This is a genomic window from Archangium sp., from assembly GCF_045802675.1.
In the GTDB taxonomy this organism is placed as follows: Bacteria; Myxococcota; Myxococcia; order Myxococcales; family Myxococcaceae; genus Archangium.
On record NZ_JBJMQO010000072.1, the window covers coordinates 18,090 to 37,147 of the forward strand.

The 19,058-nt window shown below is 70.3% G+C and carries 10 protein-coding genes; 5 read left to right on the forward strand and 5 right to left on the reverse strand.

The window, feature by feature from the left end:
* Nucleotides 1-1,863, reverse strand: coding sequence for a protein kinase domain-containing protein (locus ACJ8AN_RS19800; protein WP_407756963.1), 1,863 nt, complete (start codon nucleotides 1,861-1,863; stop codon nucleotides 1-3).
* Between the two features lie 237 nt (nucleotides 1,864-2,100).
* Here ACJ8AN_RS19800 and ACJ8AN_RS19805 point away from each other — a divergent pair, with 237 nt between their 5' ends.
* The 4 genes from ACJ8AN_RS19805 (at nucleotide 2,101) to ACJ8AN_RS19820 (ending at nucleotide 11,390) form a co-directional block, all read left to right on the forward strand.
* On the forward strand, nucleotides 2,101-3,183 hold the full coding sequence (locus ACJ8AN_RS19805; protein ID WP_407756964.1) for an acyltransferase domain-containing protein: 1,083 nt from the start codon (nucleotides 2,101-2,103) through the stop codon (nucleotides 3,181-3,183).
* Between the two features lie 120 nt (nucleotides 3,184-3,303).
* Nucleotides 3,304-7,527, forward strand: coding sequence for a protein kinase domain-containing protein (locus ACJ8AN_RS19810; RefSeq protein WP_407756965.1), 4,224 nt, complete (start codon nucleotides 3,304-3,306; stop codon nucleotides 7,525-7,527).
* Nucleotides 7,528-7,612: 85 nt separating this feature from the next.
* Entirely contained in the window at nucleotides 7,613-9,460 is a 1,848-nt protein-coding gene (locus ACJ8AN_RS19815) for a D-arabinono-1,4-lactone oxidase (protein ID WP_407756966.1), read from the forward strand.
* A gap of 67 nt (nucleotides 9,461-9,527) precedes the next feature.
* Complete coding sequence (locus tag ACJ8AN_RS19820) at nucleotides 9,528-11,390, forward strand: patatin-like phospholipase family protein (protein WP_407756967.1); 1,863 nt, start codon at nucleotides 9,528-9,530, stop codon at nucleotides 11,388-11,390.
* A gap of 183 nt (nucleotides 11,391-11,573) precedes the next feature.
* On the opposite strand, the gene ACJ8AN_RS19825 is transcribed toward ACJ8AN_RS19820, so the two are convergent.
* Complete coding sequence (locus ACJ8AN_RS19825) at nucleotides 11,574-12,092, reverse strand: DoxX family protein (protein WP_407756968.1); 519 nt, start codon at nucleotides 12,090-12,092, stop codon at nucleotides 11,574-11,576.
* 275 nt (nucleotides 12,093-12,367) lie between these two features.
* Between ACJ8AN_RS19825 and ACJ8AN_RS19830 the strand changes: the two genes are divergently transcribed.
* On the forward strand, nucleotides 12,368-14,404 hold the full coding sequence (locus tag ACJ8AN_RS19830) for an ATP-binding protein (protein WP_407756969.1): 2,037 nt from the start codon (nucleotides 12,368-12,370) through the stop codon (nucleotides 14,402-14,404).
* On the opposite strand, the gene glgB is transcribed toward ACJ8AN_RS19830, so the two are convergent.
* The 3 genes from glgB to ACJ8AN_RS19845 form a co-directional block, all read right to left on the reverse strand.
* Entirely contained in the window at nucleotides 14,391-16,592 is a 2,202-nt protein-coding gene (glgB, locus tag ACJ8AN_RS19835) for a 1,4-alpha-glucan branching protein GlgB (protein ID WP_407756970.1), read from the reverse strand. The genes ACJ8AN_RS19830 and glgB overlap by 14 nt on opposite strands.
* Nucleotides 16,589-17,926 carry a maltokinase N-terminal cap-like domain-containing protein gene (locus ACJ8AN_RS19840; RefSeq protein ID WP_407756971.1) on the reverse strand — a complete coding sequence of 446 codons (1,338 nt, stop codon included), beginning with the start codon at nucleotides 17,924-17,926 and terminating at the stop codon, nucleotides 16,589-16,591. The genes glgB and ACJ8AN_RS19840 overlap by 4 nt, the downstream gene beginning before the upstream one ends.
* Nucleotides 17,923-19,058 (reverse strand): alpha-glucosidase C-terminal domain-containing protein (locus ACJ8AN_RS19845; protein WP_407756972.1); only part of this gene is annotated, 1,136 nt, incomplete at its 5' end. The genes ACJ8AN_RS19845 and ACJ8AN_RS19840, both read right to left, overlap by 4 nt.

Consider the following 19,058-nt stretch of genomic DNA (forward strand, 5'->3'; position numbering starts at 1 on the left):
CTACTCCTCCGGCTCCGGCGCCGGCTCCTGCCCCGCCTCGAGGTCCACGTTGAAGACCAGGCGCTGCGCTCCGGGCAGGGAGAAGGCCTTCTCCCAGACGGCCTCGTTCTGGGTGACCTTGATGCGGTGCTCGCCCTCGAAGAGCGTCTTCTCGGAGACCGGCGCCGCTCCCAGGTCCTCCCCGTCGATCGACACCCGCGCCCCGGAAGGTGCGTGGATCAGCACCGAGCCCATGCCCACGTGGATGGTGAACGACACCGGCTCCGGGGTGGCGCGCACGTCGATCATCCGGGACATACGCAACCCCCGGGCCTCATCCGCCAGCGTGAGCGTGTGGCGGCCGGGCTGGAGCGGAACCGTCAGGGGCGAGTGGCCGTACGCGCGGCCATCGATGGTGACGGTCACCTCGGGATTCACGTTGAGCTGCACCATCGTGGGCGGCGGGGTGGCCACCGGTGCGGCCGGGGTCCCCGCGTCCTGGACGGGAGGACGCACGCCGGCATCCGTGGGCGCGGCGTCGAGCAGCACGGGCGCGTCGAAGCTCGGGGTGGCCTCTTCCTCGCCCGCGTCGTCGGGCAGCGTGAGCTCGGCCGGCTTGCGCTTGCTCCACACCGTGCCGACCGCGGCCACCAGCAGCAGCGTTCCCACGCCCAGCACGAGCGGCATGGCCGGGCGGCGCGGGCTCGCGGGCGCGGCGGGACGGGCGGGCACGACGGGCGTCGCGGGGAGGGTGGGGGCTTCGCTCGAGTCCTTGGGGACGGCGAGTGCCCAGGGCTCGGCGCGGGGCGGGACGGTCGGAGTGGCCTCGATGCCAGGCGCCTCGGTGCGAGGCGGAATCGTCGGAGTGGCGGGAACGGTGGGGGCCTCGGCCGGGTCCACGGACGGCCGGGGGGCGATGACGCGCATGGGCGCCGTGGCGGGCGGGAGCTCGAGACGCATCGCCGCGGCGATGCCCTGCTCGAGCGTCTTCTTCCGGGCGACGCGCGCCGCGTTGTCGGGAGGAATCCGCTGCCCGAGCAGCTCGGCGAGGGCCGAGGGCGGGGGCAGCTCGCCCACGACGGCCACCAGGGCCTCGCGGAAGGCGAGGGCGCTCGGGTAGCGCTCCCCGGAGCGCTTCGCCGTGGCGCGGCGCACCACCTCGTTCAGCGCGAGGGGAATCTCCGCCGGCAGCGGCGGCAGGGGACGGTTGAGGATCGCCTTGTCCGGTTCGATCGAATCCTGGAAGGGCTTGCGCCCCGAGAGGCACTCGTAGAGCAGCAGGCCCAGGAGGAACACGTCCGTGAGGACGGAGGAGGCCTCGCGCCCACCCATGAGCTGCTCGGGGGCGCTGTACAGCCGGCGGTTGCGCACGCGGCGGCCGTTGCTCTCCCGGGGCGCCACGCCGAGCGCGCCGTAGCCGGACACCTTGCACACACCACTAAAGGAGACCATCACGGTCTCCGGGCGCAGATCTCCATGGATGAGCGGCGTCCCATCATCATTGCCCGCCACATGGGCATAGTGGACGCCGGTGGCCGCGTCCGCCGCCACGAGCGCCGCGAGCGCGGGCGGCAGTTTCCCTCCCACCTCCAATACCTGGCGCAGGGGCTCGCCGTCGGCGAACTCCGTCACCCGGGCCACGCGGCCCTCGAGCGTCACCAGCCCGTGCACGCGCAGGATGTTGGGGTGCTCGAAGACGACGGCGCGCTCCGTCTCGCGCCGCAGCCGGCTGTGCTGCGTCGCGTCTTGCACCACCTCCGCGGGCGCCCACACCAGCACGACCGGCCTCGGCGCAACGCCCTCCTCGAGCGCCAACGCGAGTGAAGGGCGGTTGCCCTCGCCAGGGATGAGGGGACCGAGCGTCTGGTAGCGAACCTGGCTCATGATGAACCCCCTCTTTTAGGGCTTCCCTGGGGTTCCCCGCCAGCGGGGAGGTGGGACGAATCCCTCCATATGGGGAATCCCCGGGTCGTTTTCTACCTCGTTTTCGTGGCCAGAATCGAACAATTCACTATTCGTGGAAAACGAGCTTCACATTACAGGAAAAGCGCGTTATTAATACATCCTGACTGAATTGATTCGGTGGGGCTGTTCCGACCCATCGGGCGAGGGGAGTGGGGCATGCGGTGGACCAGCAAGGAGTCCCTGATGCGTGGCCAGGGCCAGACGGGCCCTGGGTGCCGTCCCGTCTTCGTCTTCTCCGGCCAGGGCTCGCAGTGGACGGGCATGGGCCGGGCGTTGCTGGAGCGCTCGACGGTGGGCGCGCTGGTGCTCAAGGCGTGTGACGTCCAGGTGCGGCGGCACCTGGGCTGGTCGCTGCTGGAGGCGCTGACGGCGGAGGACTCGCGGCTGGGTGACATCGAGGTGAGCTGTCCGGCCATCGTGTCGATGGAGCTCGCCCTGGCGGCGGTGTGGCGCTCGTGGGGCGTGGAGCCGGCGGCGGTGGTGGGGCACAGCATTGGCGAGGTGGCGGCGGCGCACGTGGCCGGAGTGCTGACGCTGGAAGACGCCATGCGCGTCATCTGCCTGCAGGGCCGCACCATCGGGAAGCTGCGGGGCCAGGGAGCCATGGCGCTGGTGGGGCTGCCCTGGGCGCGCGCGCTGGAGGCGCTGCCCGAGTTCGCGGGCCAGGTGTGGCGCGTCATCCACGCGAGCCCCGAGTGGACGGTGCTGGCGGCGCGGCCCGAGGTGCTGGAGCAGGTGCTGGTGGCGCTGCGGCGCCGGGGCGTGCCGGCGCGCCGGGTGGACTCGGAGGTGGCGGCGCACTGCCCGCAGGTGGAGCCGCTGCGCGAAGGGCTGCGCGGGGAGCTCCAGGGCCTGCGCCCGCGCATGGAGCGGCTGCCCATCATCTCCACGGTGACGGGCGGGGAGCTGGCCGGGCGGCGCTTCGACGCGGACTACTGGGTGCGCAACCTGGCCGAGCCGGTGCTGTTCCGCGAGGCGGTGGACACGCTGCTCGACGAGGGGCACGGCGTCTTCCTGGAGGTCAGCCCGCACCCGCTGGTGAAGCACTCGCTGGAGTCGTGCCTGGCGCGGACCGGGTGCGAGGGCACGCTGCTGTCGTCCATGCGGCGGGGCAAGGAGCCGTCGCAGGAGCTGCTGGGCACGCTGCGCAGCCTGTCGGCGCTCGGCCCCCGCGACCGGAGGGAGCAAACATCCTTAGCCCATGAGCTGGAGGAGCCTCACCTGGCCCACGTCGCCTGAGACCGGGCGTCTCCACCGGGCGCCCGTCCGAGCGCCAGGGTGGGAGCAGGAGGGCTGGGACCCGAGGGGGGGATGCCATACCGCCCCGGGCTCTCCCATCGTATGGGCTGGGGGACGTGTATGACCCGGCGCGACGACGATGACCAGGGGGCCGGACGGGAGAACCCTTCCGTGCCCGCCGGGGAGGGTTCTTCGGATTACGGAGACTCCTTCCTGCGCGAGGTGCTCGAGTACACGCCCGTCCTACCCTGGCCCCAGGCAGGCTCGCGGCTCGGGGGGCGGGATGGCCGGCGGTTCGAGGTCCTCGGGAAGCTCGGCAGGGGGGGCATGGGCATGGTCGTCCGCGCGCGCGACGAGGTGTTGCAGCGCGTCGTGGCGCTCAAGTTCATCTCTCCGGGCCACGAATTCACCCAGGAGATGTTGGATCGCCTGCTCCAGGAAGAGGCCCGGCTGGTCGCCCAGCTGGATCACGACAACATCGTCCGCATCTTCGACGTCTCCGAGTGGAAGGGCGCTCCCTTCCTCATCATGGAGTACCTGGAGGGCCAGTCGCTCGAGGAGCTGGTGCGGCGCGGACCGCTGGAGCTCGAGCGCTCGCTGCACATCCTGCGCGAGGTCACCGCCGGGCTGGCGCATGCCCACTCGCGGGGGATCATCCACCGCGATCTCAAGCCCAGCAACGTGTTCATCCTGCCGGACGGGCGGGTGAAGCTGCTCGACTTCGGGCTGGCGCGGCTCGCCTCGTCGCTGGGCATCGAGCTGGCGCGTGCGGGAACGCCCTCGTTCATGGCGCCCGAGCAGTGGCGGGGACAGAAGCAGGACCTGCGCACCGACGTCTGGGCGGCCGGGCTGCTGCTGTACGAGATGCTCGCGGGGGAGTCGCCCCATTCCGCCGGGAATCCCCGGGCGCTGCGAGAGCGGGTGACCTCGGACGAGCCGGTGCCTTCCATCCGCACGTACCGCCCGGACCTCCCCGAGCTGGTGGACTGGTTCCTGGCCCGGGCGCTGGCGAAGGATCCCTCGCGGCGTTTCCAGAGCGCGCTCGAGATGCACGAGCAGCTGCGCGTGTTGGAGTGGAGCCTGGCCCCGTCCGGCGAGGCTCCGCCGCGATTCATTCCCCAGCGCCGCCATGTGACGCTGGTGAGCTGCCGGTTCTCGGGGCAGCTGGCGTCCTTCGATCCCGAGGACCTGAGCGATCTCCAGGCGGCGTTCCACCAGGCCTGCTCGCGGGAGATCGAACGGCACGGGGGCTGGGTGGCGCTGCGCATGGGCGGCGAGGTGCTGGGCTGCTTCGGCTATCCGCTGGCCCGCGAGGATGACGTGCTGTGCGCGATGCGGACGGCGTTCGAGCTGACGCGGCTGGCGGAGCACCTGCCCCAGGCGGCCCAGACGGGGCTCGCGGTGCACGTGGGGGTGCACACGGATCTGGTCGTGCTGGACGTGTCGGCGCCCACCGGGGCCGCGGGCCCCTCTCCCTCCATCCAGGGCGAGGCCCCCCGGGTGGCGAAGTGGCTGGCGGAGCAGGCGGCCCCCCACACGGCGAACCTGAGTGAGAACGCCTGGCAGGGGGCGCGGGGGAGCTTCATCACGGAGCCCCTGGGCCCGCGGTCCTTCTACTCCTCGTTGGGCGAGGTGCGGGTGGGGGTCTACCGGCTGGTGCGCGAGCGGCCGGAGCACACGCGCTTCGAGCGGGCCCGGAGGCAGGGCCTCACGCCGCTGGTGGGCCGCACGCGCGAGCTCGGCCAACTGGTGGCGAAGTGGGAGGACACGCGGCGGGGGCAGGGGGTGGTGGTGTTGCTCCGCGGCGAGGCGGGCATTGGCAAGTCCCGGCTCATCCAGGAGCTGTGCGCGCACGCCCTGCGGCAGGGGGCGCTCTGCGTGTCCAGCCAGTGCTGGCCCCAGCTCAACCGCAGCGCCTTCCACCCGGTGCTCGAGTGGGTGGTGCAGCTGCTCGGGCTCCAGCCGGAGACGCCGCCGTGTACGCGCCAGGCCCGCCTGGAGGAGGTGCTGGGGGCGCTCGATATCCCCCTTCCGGAGGGCCTTCAGCTGCTCGGGCAGCTCCTGGAGCTGCCGCCCCGCGAGGGACTGCCGCCCTTGATGCTGTCCCCCGAGCTGCAACGCGAGCGCACCCTGGAGACGCTGACGACGCTCCTGCTGCGGCTCCCCGCGAAGCTCGCGAGCAAGAGAGGCGCGGGTCCGCTGCTGCTCGTGCTGGAGGATCTGCACTGGGCCGATCCCTCCACGCTGCGGCTGCTCACGCGCCTGAAGGATCGCATCGAGCTGACGGGGCTGTACCTCGTGTTGAGCGCGCGCCCCGAGCTGCGGCTCTCCTGGGCGGGCCAGCCGGGCTTCCTGGACATCACGTTGGATCGCCTCGCGGCGGACGAGACGGCCGAGCTGGTGCGGCGGCTCACCCAGAAGGGGCCGGGACTCACGGCGGAGACGCTCGAGCTGTTGGTGCGGCGCACGGAGGGCAACCCGCTCTTCGTCGAGGAGCTGACGCGCCGGGTGCTCTCCCAGGCGCCGTCCGGTACCGCGGCGCTCACCGCGGGCCCGCTCCCCATCTCCCTCCAGGAGCTGCTCATGTCGCGGTTGGACTCGCTTCCGCAGGAGCAGAAGGAGCTGGCGTGGAAGGGAGCGGTGCTCGGGCGGAGCTTCACCCTGGGGGAGGTCACCGCCCTCTCGGAGGGGAAGGGCTCCACGTTGAGGAGGGACCTCGAGGAGCTGGTCGAGGCGGGGCTGCTCCTGCACAAGGGCAACGAGCCGGATCCCTGCTACGAGTTCCGGCATGCCCTCATCCAGGAGGCGGCGTACGAGTCCCTGCTCAAGCCCCGGCGGCGGGAGTACCACCACCGCGTCGCCAGCCTGCTGGAGCACCCGCTCGCGGGAAATCCCCCGGCACCCCCCGAGCTGATCGCCCACCACCACACCCAGGCCGGGGAGCTGCAACAGGCCGTCACGTCTTGGGCACAGGCCGGGGAGCTGGCCCTGCATCGCTCGGCGTTCGAGGAGTCCGTGGGCCACCTGGAGCAGGCGCTGCGGCTGTTCAGGCGCCTGCCGGCGGCGGCCCGGCACGTCGAGGAGGAGCTGCGGTTGATGGTGCTGCTCGGCCAGGCACTGGTGGCCGCCCGGAGCTACTCGGCGCCCGAGGTGGATCAGCTCTATGCCCGCATCCCCGAGCTGTTCCAGGACGTGCGGGACCTTCCCATCCTCCTCGCCGCGTGCCGGAGCCTCTTCGTCAAGAACATGATGAGGCTGAACATCCCGGTGGCGCTCAAGCTCTCGGAGCAGATCGTCTCGCTGGGCGAGCGCGTCCAGTCACCCCAGCTCATCGCCGGGGGCCGGTTGATGGAGGGAATGAACTACCTGATGCAGGGCGCGGTGGCGGCGGCACGGAGGTCGCTCCACGAGGCCGTGTTCCACGGGGCCGCGGAAGCGGAGCAGGCGCCCGCGGAGCTCGGGGTGCTCGATGCCGAGACGCTGACGATGGCCCAGGCCTACGAGGCCATGTGCTGCGTCATCCAATGCGAGCAGCAGGAGGGCTTGCGGCTCATCGCCCAGGCCGTACGGCGGGCCGAGCGGATCGGCCATCCGTATACGTGCCTGCTGGCGTACGAGGCGGCCGCCCTGCTGCACTGGGTGCGGTTCGATCCCCGCCGGATGCTGGAGGCGGCGGACAAGGCCCTCGTCATCTTCGAGCGGGGCTTGTTCCCGAGCTGGGAGGGGTGGGCGCCCGCGTTGCGAGGGTGGGCCCTGCTGCTCCTGGGCCGGCCCGAGGAGGGCTACGAGCTGCTGCTCAAGGACTTCGAGCGCATCCAGAAGGCGGGCGCGGAGTCGGGGGGCACCATCTTCCTGAGCCTGATCGCGGATGCGCGCTTGAGGCTGGGGCGGATCTCCGAGGGGTTGGAGGCCGTGTCGGAGGGACTGGCCTGGGGGGAGCGGGCGGGGGACCACCTGGAGGATCCCGAGCTGCACCGGCTGCGGGGCGAGCTGTTGTTCCACAATGGGGAGCTCGCCCGGGCGCTGGCGGCCTTCGAGGAGTCGATCCGCATCGCCCGCGGCTCCGGCGCCCTGTGCATCGAGCTCCGTGCCACGCTGAGCCTGTGCCACCTGCTGCGTGAGCAGGGCCGCACCCGGGAGGCGCAACGGCTGTTGCTGGAGCATCTCCAGCCCCTGGCGCCGGGGCTCGATTCACCGGAAATCCGGGTGGCCCGGGTGGTGCTCGCCCGGCTCCAGGAGGAGCATGACGAGGAGGACGAGGTCGACCGCCTCATGGCCACCGCTCCCTGGGAGATCGGTCACATCCCCACCTCCCCGACTCCAACTTTCATGGAACCGCCCTGAGGTGCGTGCCGTGCTGATGGCGTGACACCTCGGGCGCTCGGGTCCCCCTGGACGGGACTCGTGCCTTTTCCCGTTGGAGCCATGCATGCCGTTGCACGAAGGACAATCCTCCCTCGCGTCATCCACCCTGTTGGAGAGTTCACCGTCGTCGGATGTGACGCTACGGCCCCAGGAGCGGGACGATGGCGGGGTCCCCCGTTTCGAGCACCCCCGGACCGAGGGCGAGATCATCCTGCTCGTCAAGCGGGCCCGCGCCCTGGGCGTGCAGCTCCGGGTGCGTGGCGCGCAACACTGCAAGCCCCGCGGGGCCATCTACACCGACAAGGGCTCCCAGCACATCAACGTGCAATTGGATTACTACAACCGGATCCTCCACTGGGACGAGGCGCGCATGCGCGTCACCGTCCAGGCGGGTTGCCACCTGGGAGTGGATCCGAACAATCCGCTGTCGACGAAGAAGAACAGCCTGCTCTGGCAGCTCGACCAGAAGGGCTGGGCGCTGCCGGACCTCGGAGGCATCACCCACCAGACGGTGGCCGGCTTCCTGTCGACGGGCTCGATGGGGGGAACGATCCACCACGATCTGGGTGGGGCCATCGCCGGCATCCGCCTGATTGATGGCACCGGCCGGGTGCATGAGCTGGCGCCCAACCCCGAGGACCCGGAGGACGAGCGGAACAATCCGTTCTACGCCGCGGGCGTCTCCCTGGGCCTGCTGGGCGTCATCTCCACGGTCACCCTCCAGTGCGAGCCCCGCTACGACATCGAGGGACGGCAGGTCACCAGCCCGGCCGGGAAGTGCGACATCTCGCTGTTCGACCCGGGCGGGAAGGGGCTGCAGCGCTACTGGGAGGAGAACGAACAGGGGGACACCTATACGCGCCTGCTCTGGTTGCCCCAGAAGGGCGTGGACAAGGTGGAGCTCTGGACGGCGCATCGCGCCGGGGACGAGCGCAAGTGGCTGCGGTGCCTCGTCAGCAGGCGCTTCAAGCGCAGGCCCTTCGTCTCGGTCCCGCGCGTCTTCCAGTGGCTCATCATCCACCCGTTCTACAAGTTCATCGCGGAGGAGGGCCTGCCCTACGTCGAGGCCACCGAGAGGCTCGTGCGCCGGGTGCTGAACCTCTTCTCGCGCGATGGGGTGAAGACGTTCCGGGACTCGTGGTTCCAGGCGCTGCCCATGGACAACGGGGTGTCCGACAAGCACCTGCCCACGGTCTTCACCGAGATGTTCTTCGACCTCGAGCAGACCGCCCGGGTCCTCGAGGTGCTCCACAAGTACTTCAACCCCTGCTCCGACGAGAGCGAGGCGTTGAAGGACGCGGCGGGCATGGGCCGCACCGGCTCGTTCGCCTTCGAGATCTACCCGGGACACAGGAGCCGCTTCTGGATGAGCCCCAGCTACAAGCGGCATTCCTGCCGGCTGGACGTGTTCTGGTTCCATACGAAGGCGGACCGGGCCACGCGGGAGGCGTTCTTCGAGCGCTTCTGGGGCCTGATGCGCCAGGAGGGCATCGACTTCCGGGTGCACTGGGGCAAGTACCTGCCTCCCGTGCGCTCGGCGGCGGGAGCCGAGTACCTGCGCTCGCAGTACCCCATGTGGGGGCGGTTCATGCAGGTGCGCAAGCGCATGGATCCGGATGGCATCTTCCTGAGCACGTACTGGAAGGAGCACCTCGGCGTCTTCGCCTCCGTGCTGGATCGTCCCGAGCCGAGCCAGGTGCTCGCGCTGCCGGCGTCCGGCACCGGGCCGATGACCCTGATGCAGCGGGGGAAGGCCGCGGCCTCGGGCCTGCGCACCACGGCCCGGCGGCACGTACGGCACGGACGGCTGTATGTCTCGGTCGCCGTCCTGAAGCTGGTCTTCGGTGTGATCGATCTGGTGCGTGGCCGGCCGGATGGGTCCGGGGACTCCACGACTGAACAGGGCGCGTGAAGAAGCACGAGCTCCCGGGAGGGGGCCGGGAGTTAGACTCCCGGTCCCTTTCGCACTGGAGCACGGTATGAAGCGGCAGCACTCCTGGTCGTTCCCGCTGATGGCCCTCCTGGTCTGCTCCTGCCACTTCGCGAAGACCGACTTCATCCTCGAGACGCTGAACAAGCCGTCGCCTCCGGCGAAGCCGGGCCAGACTCCCGAGATTTCGGTGGCCGAGCGGGTCGGGCGCCTGACGCGGGATCACCTGTCCGACGCGTACCTGGAGCCCGCCACGGTGGCGGGCTGGATGTCGGAGCTGGGCAAGGCGCCCGGGCCCCTCGTCGCCCTGGTGGGCTGTCTGTCCAACGCGGCGGGCACGGACACCGGGACCTGCTTCAACCCATTCGTCGGTGATGCCGTGACGGCTCCCCAATGGGGCGTGCCCGAGGCTCCGGGCCTGGTGGATCCCGCCGCGCCCCAGGTGGCGGAGGTCGACGCGGAGCGCTTCCTGGCCAATGTCATGTCCATCGGTCCCTCGCTGGCGGCGCTCCAGCAGGCCGTGGGCCGGCCCCTCACCCAGGAGGAGCTGGCGAAGGGAATCCAGGAGGGCTCCGAGGCCGCCGCGCAGTACATCCACGCGCGCCGCTGGCACCGCGAGCTCCAGCGGCCCTCCACCGCGCTCGTGTTGAGTGGAGGCGCGGCCAATGGCGCCTTCACCGCCGGGGCGCTCTGGCGCCTGCTGGGCATCCTCCAGCAGTGCCGGGGCAAGGCGCCTCCCGAGGGCTGTGGCGATGCCCGGATCGATCTGGTGGCCGGCAGCAGCACGGGGACGCTCGTGGGCACGCTGATCGATCTGTTCCACACGCCGGGCCAGGAGCAGAACGCGCGAGAGCTGCTCGTGAGCAACTACACCTGCACGGTGGAGTCGGACCTGTATTGCGTCAATTCGACGTGGGACTGGAAGCTCGCCGAGGATGTGCGGGGACTCGTCCGCTTCGATCGGCTCCAGGGCAAGCTGAAGGCCGCCGTCACGCCGGGGATGCTCACCAACGGCACCGAGCTGGTGGCTGTCTCGGTGGAGTACGCCTCGGGGGACGTCTACGCCATCAGCGATCAGGATCCCGCGGACTTCTCCCGGAGCGCGACCGAGTCCGAGCGCGTCGAGGGCCTCATCCAGGCCATCATGGCCTCCATCGTCGAGCCGGTGCTCTCGGAGCCGATCGACTGGGTGCCCTCCAAGGACGGCAGGGCACGGGGCACGTTCGTGGATGGCGGGGTGCGCTCGGGGCTGCCGCTGCTCCAGGCGGTGCAGCGCGGCGCCGAGCGGGTGCTGGTCATCTCCACCGCGGGAATCGAACCGGTGCGTGTCGCCAACCCGCCGCATGCCTTCGGGATGCTGACCCGGACGTTGGATCTGTTCGTCGCGCAGCCGCGGGTGGCCGAGGTGCAGCAGGGCGAGCTGGCCGCCGTCTCGCGGCGCTTCACCGAGTACAACCTGTGCACGGAGCGGCTCGCGTTCACCGTCCGAGAGCCAAAGGACGAGAAGGCCCGGAGGAGTGCCGTCACGAACTTCTGCGCCCGCCAGGGGCCGGGCTTCACTCCGCCCAGGCCCTCGGGCTTCCAGGCCGCCGCGAGCATGTGGATGGGGCCGGCGCGCTTCGAGCAGGTGGCCTCGAGCTGGCGCAGCTCGTGGATGTACCTGCCCGAGGCGAGCCTGGAGACGGCCCAGGGGTATGCCTTCACGCCCAAGGTGATGCGGCCACTGTTCCTCCAAGGGGTGAGGACCTTCCAGGAGCGGTGCCCGGAGATCCTCCGCCTCTTCGAGATCCAGGGCTCCCTGGCGAGCCAGGAGTGCAAGAGGCCTCCGGAGGAGCTCGCGCGGGAGGCCCAGGCCAGCTTCGCCGATGAGAAGCAGTGCACGGGGAAGCCGGAGAGGCGCCTATGCAAGTGAGCTCGAATCAGATGCGGGGCCTCGTGCACGCGATTGCCTTCGGGGACCAGCCGTCGCTGCTGGCGAGGCGTGTGCATGCCCCTGCGCCGCGTGCTCGAGAGCCTGCGGTGTGAGCTGGACGTGGGCCCGCGAGAGGCTCCGCCCCCGGTCGCGTGACGGCGACACCGGACGGAGCCTCCGGCACTACGCGAGCAGCAGGGCGAGCCGGACGGCCGGACGGAGCGTCTGGCGGCGCGGCGACAGCAGGCCCGCCAGACTCCAGCGGCGGCCCGGCTTGGGCCGCACGGCGTGGTGGACCGACAGGTTGCCCGGGCCTCCGAGCAGCAGCCCGAGGGCTCCGGCCATCAGGGACAGGTTGAACTCGTAGCCGCCCTTCTGGACGTCGAAGCCGTTGCGGGCGTGCACCTTCGCGATGGCCATGGCCTGCGTCACGAGGATGGAGACGGCCGCCACGCGGGTGCCGATGCCGAGGAAGGTGAGGGCGCCGGCGGCCAGCTCGGTCCAGCCCGTCGCGAGCACCCAGAAGCGGGCGGGCTTGATGCCGATGCTGTCGAAGAACTGCGACGTCTGCTCAAGGCCCTCGGGCTTCAGCTTGGAGAGGCCGTGGTAGAGCATCGTCGAGCCGAGGGTGGCTCGGAGGGGTAGCGCGGAGTGATTCGCCAGCTGTCCTTCTAATGCGGTCAGGGTCATCGCCGTGGCCATTCGTGTTCCTCCCAGTGCACGGGTGTCGCGGGAACCGTCCGCATCCGCCCCCGCCGAGGCAATGAAGTCCCAGGCAGGGGAGCGGGCGCCCGTGCGTTTCTCCGGGCCGCCTCGCCGTCCCTTGCATGGGTGAAAGGGAGACATCCCCCCATGACAGCGTTGCGCGAAAGGCCCGCACCACGTATTCGCCTGCGGTGAATGTTGACACCTCCCGTGGCATTCAGCCCAGCCACCGTGGCGCACGAGGCCGCCCGCGCCGCGACGGGTGAGCGGCCATGACAGCGGCCCCTGCCCGTTCCCAGGCGCACGCCGCGCGCTGGCTCCCACGGGTGCTCGGCGTCGGGGTGCCGTTCTGTGTCTGCATCCTGGTCTCGCGAGGCCTCGGCGCGCTCGCCCACGGCCTTTCGTTCCTCGTCTTCCTCGCGGGCATCATGGCCGCGGGCGGGTACGGCGGTCTCTGGCCCGCCCTCTGCCTGACGGTCCTGGCGACGCTCGCGCTCGACGTGCTGTTCCTCCCCCCGCTGGGCTCCCTCGCCATCTCGAACCCGGGTGAGGCGGTGATGCTGGGGATGCTCAGCGTGCTGGGGGTTGTCATCGGCGTGGCCGCCCGCACGCTGCACGAGGCGCGCGGACGTGCGGAGCAACTGCGACAGGAACTCCGGTTGTTCGACGCGGTGCGCGCCAACGGGGAGCGCTACCGGCAGCTCTTCGAGGCGGCCCCGCAGATCATCTGGACGAACCGGCCGGACGGCAGTGGCACGGAGTTCAACCAGCTCTGGTTCGAGCTCACCGGACAGACGCGCGAGCAGGCCTCGGCCTACGGGTGGCTGGAGTCCATCCACCCCGAGGACCTGGCGCGGCTGCGGGCCTCCCGGGAGGAGGGCATCCGGCGGGGGTCGGCCTATGCCGTCGAGTTCCGCTTGAAGACGGCGAGTGGGGGATACCACTGGATGCTGGGGCGCGTGGTGCCCCTGCACGGCGGCTCCGGGGAGCTCGAGGGTTGGCTGGGCGCGATCATCGACATCCATGAGCGCAAGAGGGCGGAAGCCGTGCAGCACTTTCTCGCGGAGGCGAGCGCCGTGCTGGCCCGCTCGCTCGATGAGCGCGAGACGCTCGAGCAGGCCACCCGGCTGGTGGTCCCGGAGCTGGCCGACTGGTGCGTCGTGGATCTCAACACCCCGGGCGGCCTGGAGCGCGTGGCGGTGTTCCACCGGGAGCCCGCCGCCGCCGCGCACGTCGAGGTGATCCGCCGCCACCGTCCGGGTCCGGGCGCCCGCAGCCCCGTGCTCGAGGTCTTCCGCACCGGAGAGGCGCGGCTCGGGGAACGGTTCGACGACGCGGCCTATCAGGCCACCGTGGGGTCCGACGAGCATCTGGCCGCGATGCGCGCGCTGGCCCCCCACTCCTACCTGGTGGTGCCGCTGGTGGCCCGGGAGCGGGTGCTCGGAACGCTCTCCCTGCTGCGCGGCCCGGGCAGTGAGCGCTACACGGAGGAGGACCTGGTGCTGGCGCGGGACTTCGGCCGGCGCTGCGGCCTGGCCATGGACAACGCCCGCCTGCTCACGGAGCTACAGCGCTCGCTGAGCACCCGGGACGACTTCCTCTCCTCGGTGGCCCACGATCTGCGCAACCCGCTGTCGGTCATCAAGATGCGCGCGGAGCTCCTGCACCTCCAGGTGGCGCAGCGGGGGAGCATCGAGCCCGAGCGCCTCACGTCCGAGGCGACGCGCATCCAGGCGGTCACCGAGGAGATGAGCTCGATGATCGACGGCCTGCTCGACGTGGTGCGCAGCGAGATGGGCCAGCGCCCGAGCCTGCGGCGCACCGAGGTGGACCTGGGGGCGCTCGCGCGGGGCGTCGCCTTGGATCAGCAGCAGGTGACGCAGCGGCACCAGGTGCACGTCCACACGCCACGGACGCCCCTCGTCGTGTCCGTGGACGAGGTGCGTGTGCGGCGCGTCGTTCGCAACCTCCTGCTCAACGCGGTGAAGTACAGCCCCGAGGGAGGCGCCGTCGAGGTGCGCGTGGAGCGGCGCGAGGTGGACGGGGAGGGGTGGGCCGTCCTGGAAGTCCAGGATCAGGGCCTCGGCATCCCCGCGAGAGATCTGCCGCACCTGTTCGGGCGCTTCTACCGGGGAGAGAACGTCGTGGGGCGCATTCCCGGGACGGGCCTCGGGCTGTTCGGCGCGAGGCAGATCGCCGAGCAGCACGGAGGCCGCATCGAGGTGACGAGCGTGGAGGGGCAGGGCAGCACCTTCTCGGTGTGGCTGCCCCTGAACGCTCCCGAGGGGACGGGAACTACCCCGGGGTGAACCACAGCACGGACAGCGGGGGCAGTGTCAGCGAGGCCGAGGACTCCTGGCCGTCCCACCCGTACTGCTCGGTGTGGATGCGCCCCATGTTGCCGATGCCCGAGCCGCCGTAGTCCTGGGCGTCCGTGTTCAACAGCTCCACGTAGCTGCCGTGGCGGGGGAAGCCGACGCGGTAGCCCTCGCGAGGCACGGGCGACAGGTTGGCGATGCACACCACGTGGCCACCGGGCTGGCGCGAGCGCCGCACGAAGGCGAACACGTTGGCCGCCGCCGAGTCCGGTTGGAGCCACTGGAAGCCCAGCGGCTCGCCGTCCGCGTCGTAGAGCGCCGGGTGGCTCCGGTAGAGCTTGTTCAGGTCCGACATCATCGCCCGGATGCCCCCGTGTCCCGGGTCTCCGAGCAGGTGCCAGTCCAGGCTCCGGTCGTTGTTCCACTCGCTGGGCTGGCCGAACTCGCCGCCCATGAAGAGCAGCTTCTTGCCCGGGTGCGCCCACATCCACGCGAGCAGCGCCCGGAGGTTGGCGCGCTTCTGCCACGCGTCTCCCGGCATCTTCCCGTACAGCGAGCCCTTGCCGTGCACCACCTCGTCATGGCTCAGCGGCAGCATGAAGTGCTCGCTGAAGGCATACAGCAGGCCGAAGGTGAGCTGGTTGTGGTGGTGCTGACGGTAGATGGGGTCCTTCGAGTAGTACGTCAGCGTGTCGTGCATCCAGCCCATGTTCCACTTGAAGTGGAAGCCGAGCCCGCCCTCTTGCGTGGGCTGACTCACCTTGGGCCACGCGGTGGACTCCTCGGCGATCATCACCGCGCCGGGGAACTTGCGGCGCACGGTGTCGTTGAGCTCGCGCAGGAAGGAGATGGCCTCCTCGTTCTCGCGGCCGCCCCAGCGGTTGGGCACCCACTCACCGTGCTTGCGGCTGTAGTCGAGGTAGAGCATGGAGGCCACCGCGTCCACGCGCAGGCCGTCGATGTGGTACTCCTCGAACCAGAAGAGCGCGTTGGCGATGAGGAAGTTGCGCACCTCGTTGCGGCCGAAGTTGAAGACGTACGTGCCCCAGTCCGGCTGCGTACCCTGGCGTGGATCCGCGTGCTCGTAGAGGGCCGTGCCGTCGAACTGGCCCAGTGCGTGTGCGTCCCGGGGGAAGTGCCCGGGCACCCAGTCCAGGAGCACGCCGATGCCCTGCTCGTGCAGGTAGTTGACGAGGTAGCGGAAGTCATCCGGGTGCCCGAAGCGGGCGGTGGGCGCGTAGTAGTTGCCCACCTGGTAGCCCCAGGAGCCACCGAAGGGGTGCTCCGACACGGGCATCAGCTCCACGTGGGTGAAGCCCATCTGCTTCACGTACTCGGCGAGCGCGGTGGCCATCTCGCGGTAGGTGAGGGAGCGGTCCCCGTCCTCCACCACGCGCCGCCACGAGGCCAGGTGCACCTCGTAGACGCTCCACGGCTCGTGGTCCACGTTCTTGCCGGCGCGCCCCGTCATCCACTTCTCGTCCGCCCACTGGAAGTGGTTCAGGTCGTGCACCACCGAGGCCGTGGCCGGAGGCACCTCGGTGCGGAAGGCGAACGGGTCCGACTTCAGCAGGCGCGTGCCGCCGCCGCCCGGGCGGATCTCGAACTTGTAGCGCGTGCCCTCGCCGACCTCGGGGATGAAGATCTCCCAGATGCCCGAGGCGCCCATGCGCCGCATGGAGTGCAGCCGGCCGTCCCAGCTGTTGAAGTCGCCCACCACGGACACGCCCGAGGCCGTGGGCGCCCACACCGCGAAGGCCACGCCGTTGATGCCGTTGTGGTGGAGCGGATGGGCTCCCATGCGCTTCCAGATCTGCTCGTGCCGGCCCTCGCCCGTGAGGTACAGGTCCATGTCGCCCAGCGTGGGCAGGAAGCTGTACGGATCGCGCAGGGTGAAGGTCTTGTGGCCGGGGTACTCCACCTCGATGAGATAGTTGAACGTGTCCGTCCTGCCGTTGAGGCGGGCCTCGAAGACGCCGCCCATCCGGTGCGTCATCGGAATACGGCCGCCGGACTCGGGCAGCACGTGGATGGAGACGGCGTCCGGGCGGAAGGTCCGCACCACCACGCCATCCCCATCCGGGTGGATGCCCAGCACGCGGTGCGGCTCGGGGTGACGCAGCTCCACCACCTGCTGCAACTCCGCGTCCACCTGCTGCCGATCCATCGGCTTCTTCACGTGCGAACCTCCATCCTCATGAGTGCCTGGACGGGGATGCGCACCCAGTCCGGCCGGTTCTGCAACTCGTAGCGCACTTCGTAGAGCATCTTCTCCAGTTCGAAGGCGTCAAGCATCGCGTTGAAGCTCGCGTCGTCCTGGGGAAGGAAGGGCGCCCCCCGCGTGCTGGCGCGGTAGCCCTCCAGGAAGGCCCGGCGCGCCGGCCCCACGCGCTCCCCCGCGGCCAGTCCCTCCAGCGTCACCGTGGCCTCCGCGTAGTCGAAGGAGCGCAACATTCCCGCAACGTCCCTCAAGGCTGAGTACTTCTCCCGCCGCTGGGAGAAGGTGCGCCCCGGCTCGCCCTCGAAGTCGAAGATGAGCCAATCCCCGTGCGCCCGGAGCACCTGTCCGAGGTGCAGATCTCCGTGAATGCGGATCTTCTGCCCTGAAGGGGAAACCTGCGCCAGTTGTTTCGCATGGCCCAGGAGCGTCTCGCGGCGATTCTCCAGCTCGGGGAACTGGCGCATGGCGTCGGCGAGGGTGACGCCCATCTCGCCCACCATGGAGGCGCTCCAGCGCTGGAGGTCCTCGGCGTGGAGGGGCTCGGGGGCGAAGGCGGGCTCGTCGGAGTTGGAGGCGAGCGCGCGGTGCAATTCGCCCAGCCGTTGGCCCAGGCCGCGCAGCTCCCCGAGGAAGGGCTCCGTGAGCCGGGCACCGCGGCGGAAGTGGTCCAGCGTGTAGCGCCAGCCGTCGGTGACGTCGGGGACGTAGCGGTGCACCACGGCGAGGGTGCCGCCCGCGGGGCCCTCGGAGCTCAGCGCCCCGAGCAGGGTGGGGGTGGCGCGGAAGGAGGTTTTCGTCGCGAGGAAGCGGCCCACCTCGTACTCGGGGTTGATGCCGACCTCCAGCTTGCGGATGACCTTGAGGATGACCTTCTCGGCGACCACCACGGAGGTGTTGCTCTGCTCCACCTGGAGCCGCCGCACGGGCAGGGGCGAGGGCAGGGCCATGAGGCCCTCGGGGGTGTCGAGCCACTCGCCCACGAGCTTGCCCGAGGCGCTGGGCAGCTCGCGCTTCTCGCGGATGAGCTGGAAGAAGGCGCGCAGCACCTCGGCGTCCTCGAAGGCGTCCTGCACGCCCTCGCCGGTGGAGAGCACGGGCAGCAGGTAGCGCTCCGGGTGGCCGAGCTCGTAGACGACCTCCACCACGGCGAGGGTGAACTCGCGCCCATCCGGCAGGGGCAGGGTGGCGTGGTCCACCGCGGAGACGGACTTGATGGGCGAGGCCTTGCCGCCGAACCAGCGCTGGTTGCGGAGGTAGTCCGGGAGCTTCGTCAGATCGATGGGCGTGGTCACGGCATTCCCCTCCCTGGCGTGAGCTTCTCGAGGCGGAACCACAGGAACATGAAGGGACCCAGCGTGAGCTGGTACGGCATGCTGCCGGAGATGCGCGGGAAGGGCGTCTCGCCGATGAGCTCCACGGGCACCTGGCCCTCGAAGTCGCGCAGGTCGATGACGGCCGGCTGGGCGAAGCGCGAGAGGTTGCAGACGATGAGGATCGTCTGTCCCTCGTACTCGCGCACGAAGGCGATCACCTTGCGGTTGTCCGGGTTGAGCCAGCGCAGCCGGCCCATGGCGAAGGCGGGGTAGCGCTGGCGCACGCGCAAAATCCGCTTCATCCAGTTGAGCAGCGAGGAGCGGACGCGCTCCTGAGCCTCGACGTTGATGGCCTGATAGCCGGAGACGGGGTCCGCGATGACGGGGGCATACAGGCGCGCGCCATCGGCCCGGGAGAAGCCCGCGTTGCGGTCGGGCGTCCACTGCATGGGGGTGCGCACGCCGTTGCGATCGCCCAGGTAGATGTTGTCCCCCATGCCAATCTCATCCCCGTAGTAGAGGACGGGGGTGCCCGGCAGGGTGAACAGCAGGCTGTGCATGAGCTCGATGCGCCTGCGGCCGTAGTCCATCAGCGGGGCGAGCCGGCGCCGGATGCCCAGGTTGATGCGCATGCGCGGGTCGGTGGCGTACTCCCGGTACATGTAGTCCCGGTCCTCGTCCGTCACCATCTCGAGCGTGAGCTCATCGTGGTTGCGCAGGAAGATGGCCCACTGGCACGTCTCGGGGATGTCTGGCGTCTGCTGGAGGATTTCGACGATGGGCGTGCGGTCTTCCTTGCGCAGCGCCATGAAGAGGCGGGGCATCACCGGGAAGTGGAAGCCCATGTGGAACTCGTCGCCGTCGCCGAAGTAGACGCGCACGTCGGCGGGCCACTGGTTGGCCTCGGCGAGCAGCACCCGGCCGGGGTAGTTCGTGTCCACGAACTTCCGGACCCTCCTCAGCGCCTCGTGCGTCTCCGGGAGGTTCTCGCAGCTGGTCCCCTCGCGTTCGATCAGGTACGGCACGGCGTCCAGCCGCAGGCCATCGACGCCGAGGTCGAGCCAGAAACGCATCACGCCCATCACGGCCCGCAGCACTGCCGGGTTGTCGA

Excerpts from the sequence above, each read along its gene's own strand:
- ACJ8AN_RS19800 (WP_407756963.1), bottom strand. The coding sequence starts at position 1,863 with ATGAGCCAGGTTCGCTACCAGACGCTCGGTCCCCTCATCCCTGGCGAG.
- ACJ8AN_RS19805 (WP_407756964.1), top strand. The coding sequence starts at position 2,101 with ATGCGGTGGACCAGCAAGGAGTCCCTGATGCGTGGCCAGGGCCAGACG.
- ACJ8AN_RS19810 (WP_407756965.1), top strand. The coding sequence starts at position 3,304 with ATGACCCGGCGCGACGACGATGACCAGGGGGCCGGACGGGAGAACCCT.
- ACJ8AN_RS19815 (WP_407756966.1), top strand. The coding sequence starts at position 7,613 with ATGCCGTTGCACGAAGGACAATCCTCCCTCGCGTCATCCACCCTGTTG.
- ACJ8AN_RS19820 (WP_407756967.1), top strand. The coding sequence starts at position 9,528 with ATGAAGCGGCAGCACTCCTGGTCGTTCCCGCTGATGGCCCTCCTGGTC.
- ACJ8AN_RS19825 (WP_407756968.1), bottom strand. The coding sequence starts at position 12,092 with ATGGCCACGGCGATGACCCTGACCGCATTAGAAGGACAGCTGGCGAAT.
- ACJ8AN_RS19830 (WP_407756969.1), top strand. The coding sequence starts at position 12,368 with ATGACAGCGGCCCCTGCCCGTTCCCAGGCGCACGCCGCGCGCTGGCTC.